Raw genomic sequence first — 14,429 nt, 5'->3', positions numbered from 1 at the left:
CCCGTATTTGTCTTCTTTCGTTTATGACGATCCACCCCGAGGACGCATCGTTATAGATCGCCTGCAACCCCTCGTGCTGTACCTCCGTATTCAGGAAATCAACCCGTAGGTGCAAGGGGGTGGAAAATTATGCCGATGCTCCCATGGAGCCAGTTGAATCTGCAGCGTATGCCCTTCGTACGACAAACAGTATTTCCCTATATAGGCACTGTAATTTTTCCGCTCAAGTTTCCTCACCAATCAGGGGCAGATTTTCCTGAAGAACATGGGACCCAACACCTGCCCGTGCTTGCTTTCCCCCAGTGACAAGCGGATTCCATCGGTAATAATATGTCGGCATTTGGCCAAGAAACTGTATTTATCCACGCCCAGACTGAACTCCAGTAGTTGGTCCAACGCCAGCACAATTGGCGCATTACTCTATTGAGTCAAAAAATTGTTTTATCCGAGCATCGGTCATGCCATAGACATCAAATATATCCAACTTGATCTCTGCATAAATCCACCGAGTAGACCCCCTTGTGTTGCGACAGCGAAAGCATGATTCTCTCCAATGAACGCCCAATCCATCTTTTTTCTGCCAGTATTTTGCCAGGTAACGCTCACCGAGTATTACAGTCCTACCGTGTTCAGAAATAAACAGCGAACTGCACTTATCACGGGTAAACAACCCGAGAGCATAATTTACATGCCCATAAGGAAAGATTTAACAAGATTCAAACCTGGAGAGGCCTGTTTTGCGGCAGATCGAGGAGCGATAGCAGCAAAGGCGCGCTCGATGATCTAGGTTCATTATCGGAACTCCATGTAATGAGCTCACTATGATCATCTCCACGGCCTGGCGCGCCTACGCCAGTAGAAACGGCATCAAACGCGCGATCATTCCGGTGACCGCCCTAGTTCTCACTCCGATATTTCTAATACTCACCATCGCAGTCGATGCCTGGTGGGTAATCGCACTTCTCCTCAGCTTGTATCTCGTACTACTGGGAATTTATGACATGCTCCAACCCCGCTGGAGCCTGACGCGCAATTTTCCCGTGGCCGGGCGCATTCGCTGGATATTTATGAATCTTCGCCCCTATTTTCGCGCCTATATGGTGGAGGGAGACGAAGAGGGCAAGCCGTTTAGCTATGAGGCTCGGCGGCTTGTGTATGCTCGTGCCGAGGGCTATCCGGATATGCACCCGTTTGGCACCGAGCTGGATGTGCAGAGCCAGGAGTATATGTGGCTCACACACTCCATTAATCCCGCCAAGAATGCCGATGTAAAATCCCGTATCGAAGTGGGTTCCGGCCGCTGTGCCCAACCTTATTCGGCCACACTATTAAATATTTCCGCCATGAGTTTTGGCGCCCTTTCCGCCGCAGCGATCGAAGCTCTGAACAAAGGCGCCGCGATTGGGGGCTTCTATCACGATACCGGAGAGGGCGGCATCAGCCCTTACCACCGCAAGCACGGCGGTGATCTGGTGTGGGAATTGGGGAGTGGCTACTTCGGGACCCGCCGGGAGGACGGCAGTTTTGATCCCGACCTTTTTCGCGAAGCCTGCGATGACCAGGTAAAAATGACGGAGATTAAGCTGAGCCAGGGCGCCAAACCCGGCCATGGCGGTGTATTACCCGGAGCAAAAGTCACCCAGGAAATCGCCTCAACCCGCAAGGTGCAACCGGGGGTGGACTGCGTCTCTCCGCGCGCCCATTCAATGTTTTCAACGCCCATTGAAATGCTCGAGTTCGCCGATCAAATGCGCACCCTCTCCGGCGGGAAACCGGTAGGTATCAAGCTGTGTGTGGGCCAGGTTTTTGAGGTCCTGGCCATTATGAAAGCGATGCTCGAAACCGAGAAGTATCTCGACTTTATCGTTGTAGATGGCGCGGAAGGGGGCACCGGCGCAGCCCCTTTGGAGCTGTCCAACCATGTGGGTATGCCGCTTTTACCGGGGTTAATCGTGGTGCGCAATGCCCTGGTGGGCACCGGGTTGCGAGATAAAGTGCGCCTGGCCGCCAGCGGCAAAATCTACTCGGCCTCAGAATTGGCCGCCTGCCTGGCGATTGGGGCCGACTGGTGCAACGCCGCCCGCCCCTTTATGTTTTCTATCGGCTGTATCCAGTCACGACGCTGTCATACCGACACCTGCCCCACTGGCGTGACCACTCAGGACCCCCAGCGCCAGCGCGGGCTGGTCGTGGATGTTCAGAGTCAGCGCGCCGCAGCATTCCAGGCAAAAACCCTGGAGGCCCTGGGGGATATTATCGCTGCCGCCGGTTTAACCGAGCCGCGGGATTTACAGCCCTACCATCTTTACCACCGTATCAACGGCACCGAGTCTTACCCGATCGATCGCATCTGGCATTTTCTTGAAGAGAAAGCCCTGATAGATGCGCCCAAGGAGACGTCCTATGGGCACTGGTGGCGCGCCGCGCAGGCCAACTCATTCCTGCCCGCCGTAAAACTGGCCCATGACGACCACACCGCCTTGCGTCGTTTGTAGACACCCGCCTAATTTTGGAGAGTTCCATGGAGACCGTTTCGGAGATTATTGTCGATACCCTGGTCAAGGCCGGCGCAAAGCGCTGCTACGGCATCGTCGGCGATACCATCAACCATTTCACCTCTGCCGTGCGCCAGTCCAAGCTGGAGTGGGTACACGTACGCCACGAGGAGGTGGGCGCCCTCGCCGCCGGTGGTGAGTCCTATCTGAGCGGTGAGCTGAGTGTCTGTGCTGGTACCGCCGGTCCCGGTAGTCTGCATTTTCTCAATGGTATCTTCGAGAGTCATCGCAATGGCGCACCGGTGTTGTTGATTGCCTCCCGTATCGACCGCGCGGAACAGGGGTTGGGTTTTCCGCAGGATGTCGATCAAATCAAGCTCTATGAGCAGTGCTCAGTGTACTGCGAAACCCTTTCCGACCCGGAACAGGCTCGCCGTATTATTAGCCTGGCGGCCCAGGCAGCGCTCAACCAACGCGGCGTTGCGGTTGTAGAGATCAGCGGTGACATTTTCAAAACCAAGATCAAAGATTCCCTTCCTTGGTCGGTGCACCGCCCTAAATGGTTGACGCGCCCAGCGGACGGAGAGCTCGACACACTGGCGGACAAACTGAACCAGGCAAAAAATATTGTTATTTACGGCGGTATCGGCTGCCGATTTGCCCACGATGCGGTAGTAAAACTGGGCCAGCACTTGGCCGCCCCAATCGTTCATACCACGCGCTCCAAAGAGTTTCTGGAGTACGACAACCCCTGCAATGTGGGTATGAACGGCATTCTCGGCAATCCCGCCGGTTATCGTGCCATCCAGACCTGTGACCTGCTGCTGTGTCTGGGCAACGATTTCGCATATACCCAGTTTTACCCGGAAAAAGCGACCATTATCCAAGTAGATATCCAAGCCTCTCACCTGGGGCGCCGCACCCCGATCCACATGGGCCTAGTGGGGGATGTGGGTGCGACCGTAGAAGCACTGATGCCGAAACTAAAAGAGCGGAGCGATAAAAAATTCCTGGAGGATCTGCTCGAACGCTATCAAAAAGACCTGGAGCAATTGCAGGAGCGCGGCCACGAACCCGACCCCAAATTGATTCACCCCCAATTTGTCGCCCAAACCCTGGACAAGCTGGCGAGCGAAGAAGCCGTTTTCACTGCCGATGGGGGGTCGCCCATGGTATGGCTGCTGCGTCACTTACGCGCCAATGGCAAACGCTCCTTTCTCACCAGTTTGTCCCACGGCACCATGGCCAATGCCTACCCACAGGGCCTGGGTATGGCCAAGGCCAATCCGGGGCGTCAAACAATCGCCATGTGTGGCGACGGCGGCATGACCATGTTAATGGGCGATTTGCTGACCCTGGTTCAAGAAAAAATCCCCCTAAAGCTGCTGGTATTCAACAACCATTCCCTTGGCTTCGTGGAAATGGAGCAGCGTATCGAGGGATTGTTGGATAGCTACACTGGGCTGAAGAACCCCGACTTCGGCCGTTTGGCGGAACTGATTGGTATTCAAGGAGAGCAGGTTGAGAAAGCCGGGGACCTCGAAAGCGCCATGAAACGCTGGCTCGAGGCTGAGGGACCGGCTCTGTTGGACGTTACCGTCAATCGGCTGGAACTGGTCATGCCCCCCGAAGTAACCGCGCAACAGGTCTCCTCTACGGCACTATTTGGGCTCAAAGCCATACTCAACGGGCGCGCAGATGAAGTAATCGATTTACTGAAAGACAACTTCCTGCGATAAAACGGCCGCCCTGACGCGCCCGAGACTTAAACCAAGCGGGAAGCCCATGCAGCAGCTCGGAAAACCAGTGTCCAGTACCATGCTGGCCCTGCTCGCCAGCGGCGAAATCGTCAGCAACAGTGCACCGGGTCGCGCCGCCGCACGCCTGCAAGAGGAGCTGGCCCAGCGTCGCATCGACCTCATCACCACGGTCTCCAGCGACGACGCCGGTGCCATGCTGCGCGCCAACTCGGCGATCCAGTGCCTGCTACTCAATTGGGACCTGCCCGGCTGCGGTAATCCTCCTGCACTCAATGTGCTGGAACAGCTCAGGGCCCGCAATCTGCAGTTACCGGTCTTCCTGCTCACCGACCGTGAAACCGTCAGCAATATGCCGCGCCGCGCTCTGGAGCTGGCCAACGACTTCATCTGGATACTGGAGGACACCCCCACTTTTATCGGTGGACGTATTCAGGGCGCGATCGAGCGCTACAGCCATGCCGTCTTACCACCGATGTTTGCCGCCCTCACCCACTTCGCCCGTGTGCATGAATACTCCTGGCATACTCCCGGCCACACCGGCGGCACCGCGTTTTTAAAATCGCCAGCGGGCCGCGCCTTCTATGATTTCTACGGCGAAAACATGTTGCGCTCTGACCTGTCTATATCTGTGACAGAACTGGGTTCACTGCTCGATCATACCGGGCCCATCGCCGCCGGGGAGCGCTATGCGGCAAAGGTTTTTGGCGCCGACCGCACTTACTATGTCACCAACGGCTCATCCACCTCCAACCGCGTGATTGTGATGGCCTCAGTGACCCGCGGACAACTGGCCCTATGCGATCGCAACTGCCACAAATCGGTAGAGCACGCCATTACCATGTCCGGTGCCATCCCCACTTATTTGGTCCCGCTACGCAATCACTACGGCCTGATCGGCCCGATTCCCCCAGATCAGCTGACGGAGGCCGCGGTAGCGCAAGCCATTCAGCGCAACCCCCTGGCGAGCACTGCCGACAGCCAGCGTGCCGTGCATGCGGTGATCACCAATTCCACCTATGACGGCCTCTGCTACAACGTACGCCGGGTCGAGGAGTTACTGGGCGAGTCCGTTGACCGGCTGCATTTTGATGAAGCCTGGTACGCCTATGCGCGCTTTAACCCCATTTATCGGGACCGCTTCGCCATGTACGACAGCGACGCTCCGAAGTCCCACAATGGCCCGACAAAATTCGCCACGCAGTCCACCCATAAATTGCTGGCAGCTTTATCACAGGCCTCCATGATCCATATTCGTGACGGGCGCAGCCCCATTGAGCACGGCCGCTTTAACGAAGCGTTCATGCTGCACGCCTCCACCTCCCCGCTGTATTCCATCATGGCCTCCAACGATGTGAGTGCGGCAATGATGGACGGGCCCGGAGGCACTGCACTCACCGGCGAGTCCATCGTCGAAGCGGTGGCCTTTCGCCAGGTATTGGCGCGGCTCAAGCGAGAGTACAACGACAAAGGGGAGTGGTTTTTTGACGGCTGGCAACCGGACCGGGTGATAGATCCATCAAATGGGCACAAACACGCCTTTCACAGCGCACCTGCAGAACTCCTCTGCAATGAAGCCAGTTGCTGGCTGTTAAATCCCGGCGATTCCTGGCACGGCTTTGGCCAGCTGGAAAAAAACTACTGTATGCTCGACCCCATCAAGGTCTCTATTACTACACCCGGTATGCAGCGCAATGGCCAGCTGGCAGACCGGGGCATTCCCGCCAGCATCATTAGTAAATACCTGGACAACCTCGGGATCATTGTGGAAAAAACGACGGATTTCACCATCCTGTTCTTATTTTCCATTGGTATTACCAAGGGCAAATGGGGCACCCTGATCAACGCCCTGCTTGCCTTCAAACGCGATTACGATGCCAACCAGTCCCTCAGCCAATGTCTTCCAAACCTCCTGGCCAAGTACCCCATGTATGCCGAATTGGGTCTGCGCGACCTCGCCCAAAAAATGTTTGCCCGTATGAAAGAATTGCGCAGTACCGCGAAGATGTCCGCCGGCTTTTCCGCCCTGCCCGACGTAGATTGCAGCCCAGTGCAAGCCTATGAGGCCCTGGTGCGCGACCATGTGGAAGTGCTTCCCCTCAACCTACTCGCTGGGCGCACTGCGGCAACGGGTGTTATTCCCTACCCGCCCGGCATTCCCCTACTGATGCCAGGGGAAAAATTCGGCCAAGCGGGCAGCCCCGCGCTGGAGTACCTACAAGTTCTGGAATCTTTCGATCGGGAATTTCCCGGCTTTGGCCATGACAACCATGGTGTCGAGGTGCGCGATGGGCGTTACCACATTTATGCCCTGCGCCGGGAGGCCGCGCCATAGCCCCCTGTAACCCCGAGAGCGCTAAGATTGGTCTGCTACCGGCTACCCTGATGGTGGCCGGTAATATGATGGGCTCCGGAGTCTTTATGCTGCCGGCCAATCTGGCGAATGTGGGCAGCATCTCCCTGATCGGCTGGCTGATCACTATTGTCGGCGCCGTCGCACTGGCATTGGTTTTTGCCCGACTCGCCGCCTTGGACCCCGCCGCGGGAGGCCCCTATGCCTATGCGCGCAAAGCCTTTGGCGACTATATTGGCTACCAGACCAACCTGGTGTACTGGCTCGCCAATGTGATTGGTAACGTCGCGCTGATTACTGCCGGATTAGGCTACATCACCCATTTCTTCCCACCCTTGAAAGACCCCCTTACCTTTGCCCTGGCTCAAATAGCGCTCATCTGGCTGCTCACCTATGCAAATATCCTCGGGCCCCGCACTGTTGGACGTATTCAGTCGCTCACCACCAGCCTGGTGCTGATCCCAATTCTCGGCACCGCACTCTTCGGCTGGTTTTGGTTCGACAGCCAGACATTCAGCGCGGGCTGGAATGTCTCCGGAAAGAACGATACCAGCGCGGTCATGGCCACGCTCACCTTTACCTTGTGGGCATTTATCGGCGTGGAGACGGCCTCGGTATCCGCCGCTGTAGTGAAAAACCCTAGCCGCAATGTACCTATTGCCACCGTGGGCGGTGTGCTGCTGGCATCGGTGGCCTATGTGCTCAGTTCCTCAGTCATTATGGGCATGCTGCCCAACAAAGCGCTGATCGCTTCTTCCGCGCCCTTTGCCGATGCCGCGCGGTTGGCACTGGGCAATACCGCGGCAAATATTGTCGCCATTTGCGCGGCCATTGGTTGTATCGGCTCACTGGGCGGCTGGATTCTATTGGTGGGTCAGTCTGCCAAGGCCGCAGCGGATGACGGTCTGTTCTCCAGTCTCTTTGCAAGGACCAACCGCAAAGGAGTACCCTCCACGGGTTTAACGCTGGTGGCAATCCTGATGTCCCTGCTGGTGCTCGCCACGATATCCCCCAGTGCCAGCCAACAATTTGGCAAAATTGCCTCGGTGGCGGTCATCATGACCTTGCTTCCCTATATTTACTCGGCCGTGGCGCTTAGGATACTCGCCTACGGAAAAATGCCTCGGCATCAATACACGCTATTTACCGTTATTCTGCTGATCGCCGCGATTTACTGTCTGGTGGCCCTGGTGGGATCAGATGGCCAGCAAACACGCTGGTCACTGATTTTTGTTATTACCACCGTCATTTTCTATGCGCTGGTATTAAACCGTCGGCGCAGCGTCGAAGAGGGGCACCTGCTGCCCGGTGGCCCTGAGCCCAAGTGGGTACACTACTTTACCCTCGGCACAACAATTATCGCACTCTGTGTATTCTTCTGGTTTTCCGTTGGGCAATATACTGATTTATCGCTTCGTCCCCGTGCCCCACAGCCACTTGAACACTCTAATAACCGCTAAAAATCCGCTGAATAATCTCCGCCATCCTCTGGGGTATCCCTACGAATTTGATTCTCGACGAGCGACTACATTTAATACTTCGGGTTTAATGACATCGCTAAAATTCCAACTTTTCTCGCAGAGCGCTTCTTTGAATTCAACGACAAGAAAAGACTTGCGCATCATCCGGCATCACTGGATCGTGAAATCAGTACCGTCACTGTAGGGGTTACTGGCTTGCTGGGTGGTGCAATAGGTATGGCTGATGATCAATCCAGCCTGAATACAACGGGCTTCCGGACCCACTTCTAACCGTTTTTTTTATGACTACGGGTTCTCTACTTACAGTATCCATTGCTACGTCAGACCAGCACAGAGAATAACAACAATAAAATACAAAATTATGCGTGCTTGGTGTCTTTTAGCGGCGCTGGCTTTCCCTCTGACAGTTACTATCGTTTCCCGACGGTCTCCAAGCCCGCTTTCTAGCCGCAGATACCGCTCTGCTAAGACCGGTCAAATAGGGAGGAGGCTAGGAGCGGAGTGTCTCAACGCCCTCCCCTTAGAGTTTTATAACTCGCTCTTTGGCCGAGATCCTTCCACTGCCGTTTAAAATCATCCAGCACAACACCAACGATAATCTCGGCGTACTCCTCAGAGTTTTTACTCAAGCGCTTTAGTGCCTCTTTTTTACAGAGAGGGATAATGAGGGCGGATTTTTCACGCTTATCACACTTGAGTAAACGACTGCGAATCTGCTCGGCCTCACCACCGGTACAGCTAGCATCGGTCAGCACAAAAATGTTGATATCACTGTCGAGATTCGAAGCAATGGTGTGCCAATTCGTATCAAACTGCCGGAATACTACCCCGCGAAAACGCCCTACCCCAACCTCATTTCCGGTAATAAAGGGCCAAGCATGAGCCAAAGTCCAAAGATAGGATTTGCTTAGAACATACTGTAAATGCTGGTTGCGCACCAACCCCAACTGACACTGTCTTTTGAAGGTCTCATCATCCAGTTTTGCTTTGCTGCAGATCGACTTGGGAATGAGTTCCCCCTTGTAGCTTGTGGTTGGAATCACCACGACAAAATCTTCCACCACTTTCTTTTTCTCTAACGTTTTTTCGATCGCCGCCTGTAAATGCAAAACAAATTCCTCTGTCGTGATTACGTCACGAGGAAAACTTGTTCTGACACGCCCCAGGTTCATATAGAGAGACTCATTGCGATAGGCTTTAATAATCGGCTCTAACTCTTCTTTACTAAACAACAATTGTTTGCCCAGAACTGTTTTTTTATTGATTTTTCTTGCGTAACAATCCAATAACAATTGGTCCGCTCGATAAATACCCACATTCTCAGAGGCGACACAACGTGAATATTCAATATCCTGCAAACCGAGAAAGCGCTCAACAACAGTTCGGCTGATATCACGCCCAAAAAGCTCGTATAAAACGTCCTCCTCCCTAGGTAAAAAACAGTCGCCAGCGGGAGGTAACTTTTGTGATTTCTTATCAGCCATCAGCGCAGACGATTTTCAGACTGCGAGGAAAAACCTTGAAACGGAAGGAAGTTATCCAGAAACCCAAACAAGCTGTATCTCCATCAACTCAGAGGACACTACATACTTCGTCAAATTCAAAGCGCGGGTTGCGTGGGTGAAGTTTGGCATCTACGCCATAGCCCAGGTTACACAAAAAATTAGATTTTATATGGCCCCCAGGGCAATGCTCTTGCATAAACCCCGGTGCAGAGGACGGATCACTGAAAAATTCCTGATCAACAAGGGCGTTATCAAACCCCGACATGGGGCCACAATCGAGCCCCAGGGCTCTGGCCGCCAAAATAAAATACCCCCCTTGAAGCGAGCCATTGCGAAATGCCGTCTCTTCTGTAAGTTCGGGATTACCGACAAACCAGTCCCGCACCGCTGCATGGGGAAACAACTTGGGAAGATGTTCGTAAAATCGCATATCGTAAGCAATGATCGCTGTCACCGGAGCCGACAGGGTTTTCTCAATATTTCCCTCGTTCAACGCCGGCTTGAGCCGCGCCTTCCCCTCCTTGCTCACAATAAAAACAATCCGCATCGGGCAACAATTCGCACTGGTGGGTGCCATTCTGACCAAGGCATACAATTTCTTCAGGAGCCCTTGCGGCACAGGCCTATCCTGCCAATAACTATAGGTTCTGGCCTCAAAAAATAACTGGTTGAGTGCTGGGGTGGTTATTGGCTCCATTCCTGGTATTCCTATGTTTATTTTCTGGTAAAAGTCTAGTTCCCGCCCCATTACTGGGAGAATAAACAGACCGCGAAGACAAACCGTGTTAAAGCAGCACAATCATGCCGAGATGACAGCCAATAACGAGATAGGTGACGATACCCCGTGTGCGGAAATACTGCTCGCGGCCGGGTAGGTTCGGGTTCAGGCGCGCCTCCATCCAGGCCACAAAGGCAAAGCCCACCGCGAGAATAGGCAGTCCCCAGACGGTCTGGTAAAGCAGCAGTGCAACCCACCCGGCCAAGGCCACCAGATTGCTCAGGAATACCAAAGCCATCCGGTGTGGATGCCCTGGGCGGTTAAGTGCACCCCCCCACCAAATACCGCACAAAAAACTGAGAATCACCGCGCTGTAGGCGCTAAAGAAAAGACGGCCACCAATTCCCAGGAAAGATACTCCCACAAGCTCTATGAGCAAGCCGATCACAAATGGGCATAGCCCCAGATATGCCAGAGCATCGAACAGGCGGGTATCCACCACCGACGGCTGATAGCCACTACTATCCATCTTGTCTAAGCTTCCATTGCTATGCGGGTGAAAAATTCCGATAACAGAACAACAAGTCTAGAGGCGTGGGGAGAAAGATATGGAAGAGGAGCACAAAGTAGACGTCAAACAGGCACTGCGGGTATTTGACCGTGCCACCCGCGAGGGGCGCAAGGAGGCCGATGGCTGGCACTATCAGGGGCTGACGGTCAGCACCGACTTTGACGGCTATACCGTCTTTATCAACTCAGCCAAAGTACGACTGACCGTATTTTTCCACAATAAATTTGCCGTGGACTATTCGAGCGACAAAGATCTCCAGGATTTTATCCGCCTACTCGCCAGCCTGGACCAGAGCTAACTCGCCCTTATCCTTTTCCCGGTACACCGCTATGAAAACGGAACTCGCCATCGGCGCTCTGCACAAGCTCCCGTTCCAGCTGTAACAGGGCGGTGACACGCGGTTCTATATTTTCATCAGCCGCCTTTTGAGCGAGATGCAGGTAGTCGCGGAAGTGGCGGGCCTCCGACTTCAGCAGCGATAGATAAAATTTCTGCAACTCGTCATCCAGGTGGGGCGCGATACGCGCGAAACGTTCACAGGAGCGCGCCTCGATAATTGCGCCACAAATCAGAGTATCCACCAAACGCCCCGGCTCTGCCGTGCGTACTTCTGCGCGCAGCCCGGCTGCATAGCGGGAAGCGCTCACATGGGGATAGACAATGCCGCGCTTTTCCATAATGGCCAGTACCTGCTCGAAGTGGCGCAACTCCTCGCGTGCCAGGCGCGACATCTTGTGCAACAGCTCAAAATCCCCCAGATAGCGGAACATCAGATTGAGCGCGGTGCCCGCCGCTTTTTTCTCGCAGTTGGCGTGATCTACCAGCATCATTTCCGGCTCGGCCAGCGCGGCCTCAATCCAGGCGTCAGGGGTGGCACACAGCAGAAACGCGTGAATCTCGGATAAATCGGGAACTTGGGCACTCATGGGATAGGTATTTCATCTGGGATAAATCAATAGGCGCGGGATTATAGCCGCACAGCGGGAGAAAGGCAGGTTCCGAACGGAAATAGGCCAACTTCCCACAGCCCCGGCATACCCTCCCACCACTGTGCCCGGCTCCCAAGATACACACTGGTAACCCACTCTGCCCGAGTTCCCCCTCGGGGTGATAGGTTTTCAACCCAAGATTGATAACGATTTATTAAGTGGATTAAAATAAACATACTAAACTGTGGAAGAAAGCGATGACAGACTACCGGGAACTGGCGAGGACCATACCTCCGCTGCTGGAACAGCTTCACAGGGGCGCCTCAGATCTGCGCGACGCCCTTGAGCAGCTGCAGGATGCCGGAAAGCCCTGGCAGCACTATCTGCTGCAACCACCATTCGCTCAGGAAGCTGCCCAGACACTGCAAGCGAGCTTCGAACGCCCCTTTTCATTGGCCGCTGCCCTCTATGCGCAACTGGATTATGCCGAACCTCTCGGTTCGGGTGCGGACGCCCGCGCAACCCTGCAAATTCCCGGACTGCTCGCTGTACCGGAAAAGACGCTGAACCTTGCCAGGCAACTCAACAACCACAAAGAGGCCTTTGCCAATGCCATCGCCGAGTACAGGTCGGCTCTAGAGGCCCGCCCGATGGCGGAACGCGACCGCAATGTGCGTGAGATACTGGCCGGGGCCGGCTACCCCCGCGCCCACCTGCGCCAGTGCTACCGCTTGGTTTTACTCTGCCGTGAGCGGCCCGACGCCCTCACTCTGTCTTGGATAAAAGCGCGTAAATCGATACGCAAAGTGACCGTTGAATGGTGTGAGAAAAAGCTGGTCCAATTGGACCCAACGGGCGCAGACCCCGGCATCCAATATCAGCGACAACTGCTCGCCGGAGTACCTAAGAGCCAACAGGAGGATCTGCGCCAGGTACAAGTGCAAAGCCGCCCCAACCTTCAGGTTGCGGAAATTTTCTTTAGCCAGGAGGTGGATGAAGAGGAGCGATACCATCAGGTGGGTTACTCCTCCATGCCGGTACTAGTGTCCGCCAATGAAGCCGGGCAGCTGCCGGAATTTACCCGAGTCGATCATCAGCCCAGCGCGAGCCGGCGCCGGCAGAGGCGGGACCTGGCTATCGCCAACGAGCCTTTCCTGCCTGCCCTAAGAGTTTTTTTGCGCCAGCCGCGTTAAGGCGGATTCGCCAGGGAGGATCACTGTAGCCGCTTTTCAAGCCATGACAGTGATTTCTCAAGATGACTGCGGCACTCTTCCTTGAGACCCGAGTGGGCTTTTTCCAGGGCGCCCAACACCTCATACCCCATATAGTCCAGCAGCGCACGATCGGCATCGAGGCGCTGCTGATAGACTTCCCTGGTCTTATCCTCGGCCAGCAATGGCCCAAGCTTCTGCAAAAATTGCTCGCCAGCTTTGAGATCCGGGTCCGGCTCCGAGGGTAAACCGCCTTCAGCGCGAATCGCCTGTTCCACCCGTCGCGCAAGCGCGTGTCGTTGAGAGGCTATTGCGCACAGAAAATCGGCCGCGGCCTTCTCTTCGAGTTGCTCGGCGGCAGCCCGGTAGTCATCCTCACTGCGCGCAAAAGCAACGAACAGATCGTTGAGCGCGGCCTGGGATTCAGTGCGAATCAGTGTCATTGTCTTTCTCCCTATCACTGAGGAGTTCATCTGAGTTGCGCGGGACCAGGATTTGCAGTGCCGCAGGGATCACCTTAAAAGTTGCCGGAGTCTCCGTAACCGGTTCGCCATCGGCATGGATCTCCAGGCCCGGCTTGGTCTCGATTTCGATCCGCTCGGCGCTGGCACTAAAAATTCTTTTCGCCAGATGGTGTTTGCCGTTGCGTACCAACAATGCCATACCCAGTAATTCCATCAGACCGCGCGGGCGCAGGCAGTAAAGATCGAGCTTGGCATCGTTTATACGCGCCTCCTCCGCCACGAGGTTACCGCCACCGTAGTAGCGGCCATTGCCCACGGCCAGCTGTATTGAGCCCATGCGGTAACGCTTGTCGTCCAGCGTCAAATCCACGCGAAATTTCTGCGCGCGCCCCAGAGCAATAAAAAAAGCCCTCAGGTAGCTGAACACTCCCCAGCGTTTTTTAATGTCGGAATCCTGGGCCTCGGTAACTTTGACCCCCAGCCCCATATTGGCCACATTGAAAAAGTAGTGGCCATTGACCACACCGAGGTCAATGGCCTGCCGGTGGTTATCGATGATGACATCAAAAGCCTGTCCCAGATCGACAATACCGAGGGACCGGGCCAGATCATTCGCGGTACCCAGCGGCAAAACAGCCAACGGCAACTGACTCTCTATGAGTACCCGGGCAGTAGAGCTGACGGTGCCGTCTCCACCGCCGACAATCACTAAGTCCAAGGATTTGTGCTGCTGCCGGATTGCCGCCTCGGTTTCCTGGGGCCCTTGGGAGCATAGGGTTTTCACCGCAATCCCAGCTGCCTCTAAACGCGCCAGACCACTGTCAAGGTCTGCCTCGGCACCATTTCGACTGTTCGGATTGAGCACCAGCAGCGCCCGCCGGGAAATTTCATGATTTGAGCTGATAGCCGGCTCTCCATTACCGGGGAAGGAGCGTAATTCTAAAG

12 protein-coding genes are annotated in these 14,429 nt (G+C 55.0%); 6 read left to right on the top strand and 6 right to left on the bottom strand.

Features of this window, described 5'->3' with window-relative positions; all coding sequences use genetic code 11:
* The first annotated feature begins 821 nt into the window (after positions 1 to 821).
* Genes Q1A69_RS06645 through adiC form a run of 4 tightly spaced genes read left to right on the top strand, consistent with a single transcriptional unit; the run spans position 822 to position 8,065 of the window.
* Positions 822 to 2,495 (top strand): FMN-binding glutamate synthase family protein, encoded by a 1,674-nt coding sequence (locus tag Q1A69_RS06645; protein WP_299582954.1) that lies wholly within the window; start codon positions 822 to 824, stop codon positions 2,493 to 2,495.
* Positions 2,496 to 2,521: 26 nt separating this feature from the next.
* A complete protein-coding gene (locus Q1A69_RS06640) occupies positions 2,522 to 4,234 on the top strand; it encodes a thiamine pyrophosphate-dependent enzyme (protein WP_299582951.1) in 1,713 nt (570 codons plus the stop codon).
* Between the two features lie 46 nt (positions 4,235 to 4,280).
* Positions 4,281 to 6,587 carry an Orn/Lys/Arg decarboxylase N-terminal domain-containing protein gene (locus tag Q1A69_RS06635; RefSeq protein WP_299582948.1) on the top strand — a complete coding sequence of 769 codons (2,307 nt, stop codon included), beginning with the start codon at positions 4,281 to 4,283 and terminating at the stop codon, positions 6,585 to 6,587.
* Entirely contained in the window at positions 6,584 to 8,065 is a 1,482-nt protein-coding gene (adiC, locus tag Q1A69_RS06630; protein WP_299583096.1) for an arginine/agmatine antiporter, read from the top strand. The genes Q1A69_RS06635 and adiC overlap by 4 nt, the downstream gene beginning before the upstream one ends.
* A gap of 527 nt (positions 8,066 to 8,592) precedes the next feature.
* Here adiC and Q1A69_RS06625 read toward each other — a convergent pair.
* The 3 genes from Q1A69_RS06625 to Q1A69_RS06615 all read right to left on the bottom strand — a co-directional run bounded on the left by Q1A69_RS06625 (position 8,593) and on the right by Q1A69_RS06615 (position 10,838).
* On the bottom strand, positions 8,593 to 9,570 hold the full coding sequence (locus Q1A69_RS06625) for a hypothetical protein (RefSeq protein ID WP_299582945.1): 978 nt from the start codon (positions 9,568 to 9,570) through the stop codon (positions 8,593 to 8,595).
* A gap of 88 nt (positions 9,571 to 9,658) precedes the next feature.
* Positions 9,659 to 10,288: a malonic semialdehyde reductase gene (locus tag Q1A69_RS06620; protein WP_299582942.1), complete on the bottom strand. Its 630-nt coding sequence runs from the start codon at positions 10,286 to 10,288 to the stop codon at positions 9,659 to 9,661.
* Between the two features lie 88 nt (positions 10,289 to 10,376).
* On the bottom strand, positions 10,377 to 10,838 hold the full coding sequence (locus tag Q1A69_RS06615) for a DUF3429 domain-containing protein (protein WP_299582939.1): 462 nt from the start codon (positions 10,836 to 10,838) through the stop codon (positions 10,377 to 10,379).
* Between the two features lie 79 nt (positions 10,839 to 10,917).
* Between Q1A69_RS06615 and Q1A69_RS06610 the strand changes: the two genes are divergently transcribed.
* Positions 10,918 to 11,178: a DUF3081 family protein gene (locus Q1A69_RS06610; RefSeq protein WP_299582936.1), complete on the top strand. Its 261-nt coding sequence runs from the start codon at positions 10,918 to 10,920 to the stop codon at positions 11,176 to 11,178.
* A 7-nt stretch (positions 11,179 to 11,185) separates the two neighbouring features.
* On the opposite strand, the gene miaE is transcribed toward Q1A69_RS06610, so the two are convergent.
* On the bottom strand, positions 11,186 to 11,806 hold the full coding sequence (gene miaE / locus Q1A69_RS06605) for a tRNA isopentenyl-2-thiomethyl-A-37 hydroxylase MiaE (protein WP_299582933.1): 621 nt from the start codon (positions 11,804 to 11,806) through the stop codon (positions 11,186 to 11,188).
* Between the two features lie 260 nt (positions 11,807 to 12,066).
* Here miaE and Q1A69_RS06600 point away from each other — a divergent pair, with 260 nt between their 5' ends.
* Positions 12,067 to 13,002, top strand: coding sequence for a hypothetical protein (locus Q1A69_RS06600; RefSeq protein WP_299582930.1), 936 nt, complete (start codon positions 12,067 to 12,069; stop codon positions 13,000 to 13,002).
* A 20-nt stretch (positions 13,003 to 13,022) separates the two neighbouring features.
* Here the strand turns inward: Q1A69_RS06600 and Q1A69_RS06595 are convergent, their stop codons facing one another.
* Together Q1A69_RS06595 and Q1A69_RS06590 are read right to left on the bottom strand one after the other, a co-directional pair.
* The gene (locus Q1A69_RS06595) at positions 13,023 to 13,463 is read right to left on the bottom strand and encodes a hypothetical protein (protein WP_299582927.1); all 441 of its coding nucleotides are present in this window, start codon (positions 13,461 to 13,463) and stop codon (positions 13,023 to 13,025) included.
* Complete coding sequence (locus Q1A69_RS06590) at positions 13,444 to 14,370, bottom strand: lipid kinase (protein ID WP_299583094.1); 927 nt, start codon at positions 14,368 to 14,370, stop codon at positions 13,444 to 13,446. Before Q1A69_RS06590 ends, Q1A69_RS06595 begins: the two co-directional genes overlap by 20 nt.
* Positions 14,371 to 14,429 lie beyond the last annotated feature (59 nt).

Source organism: uncultured Microbulbifer sp., from assembly GCF_947498635.1.
GTDB classification, from domain to species: domain Bacteria; phylum Pseudomonadota; class Gammaproteobacteria; order Pseudomonadales; family Cellvibrionaceae; genus Microbulbifer; species Microbulbifer echini.
This window is presented reverse-complemented; position numbering and strand designations above follow the sequence as displayed.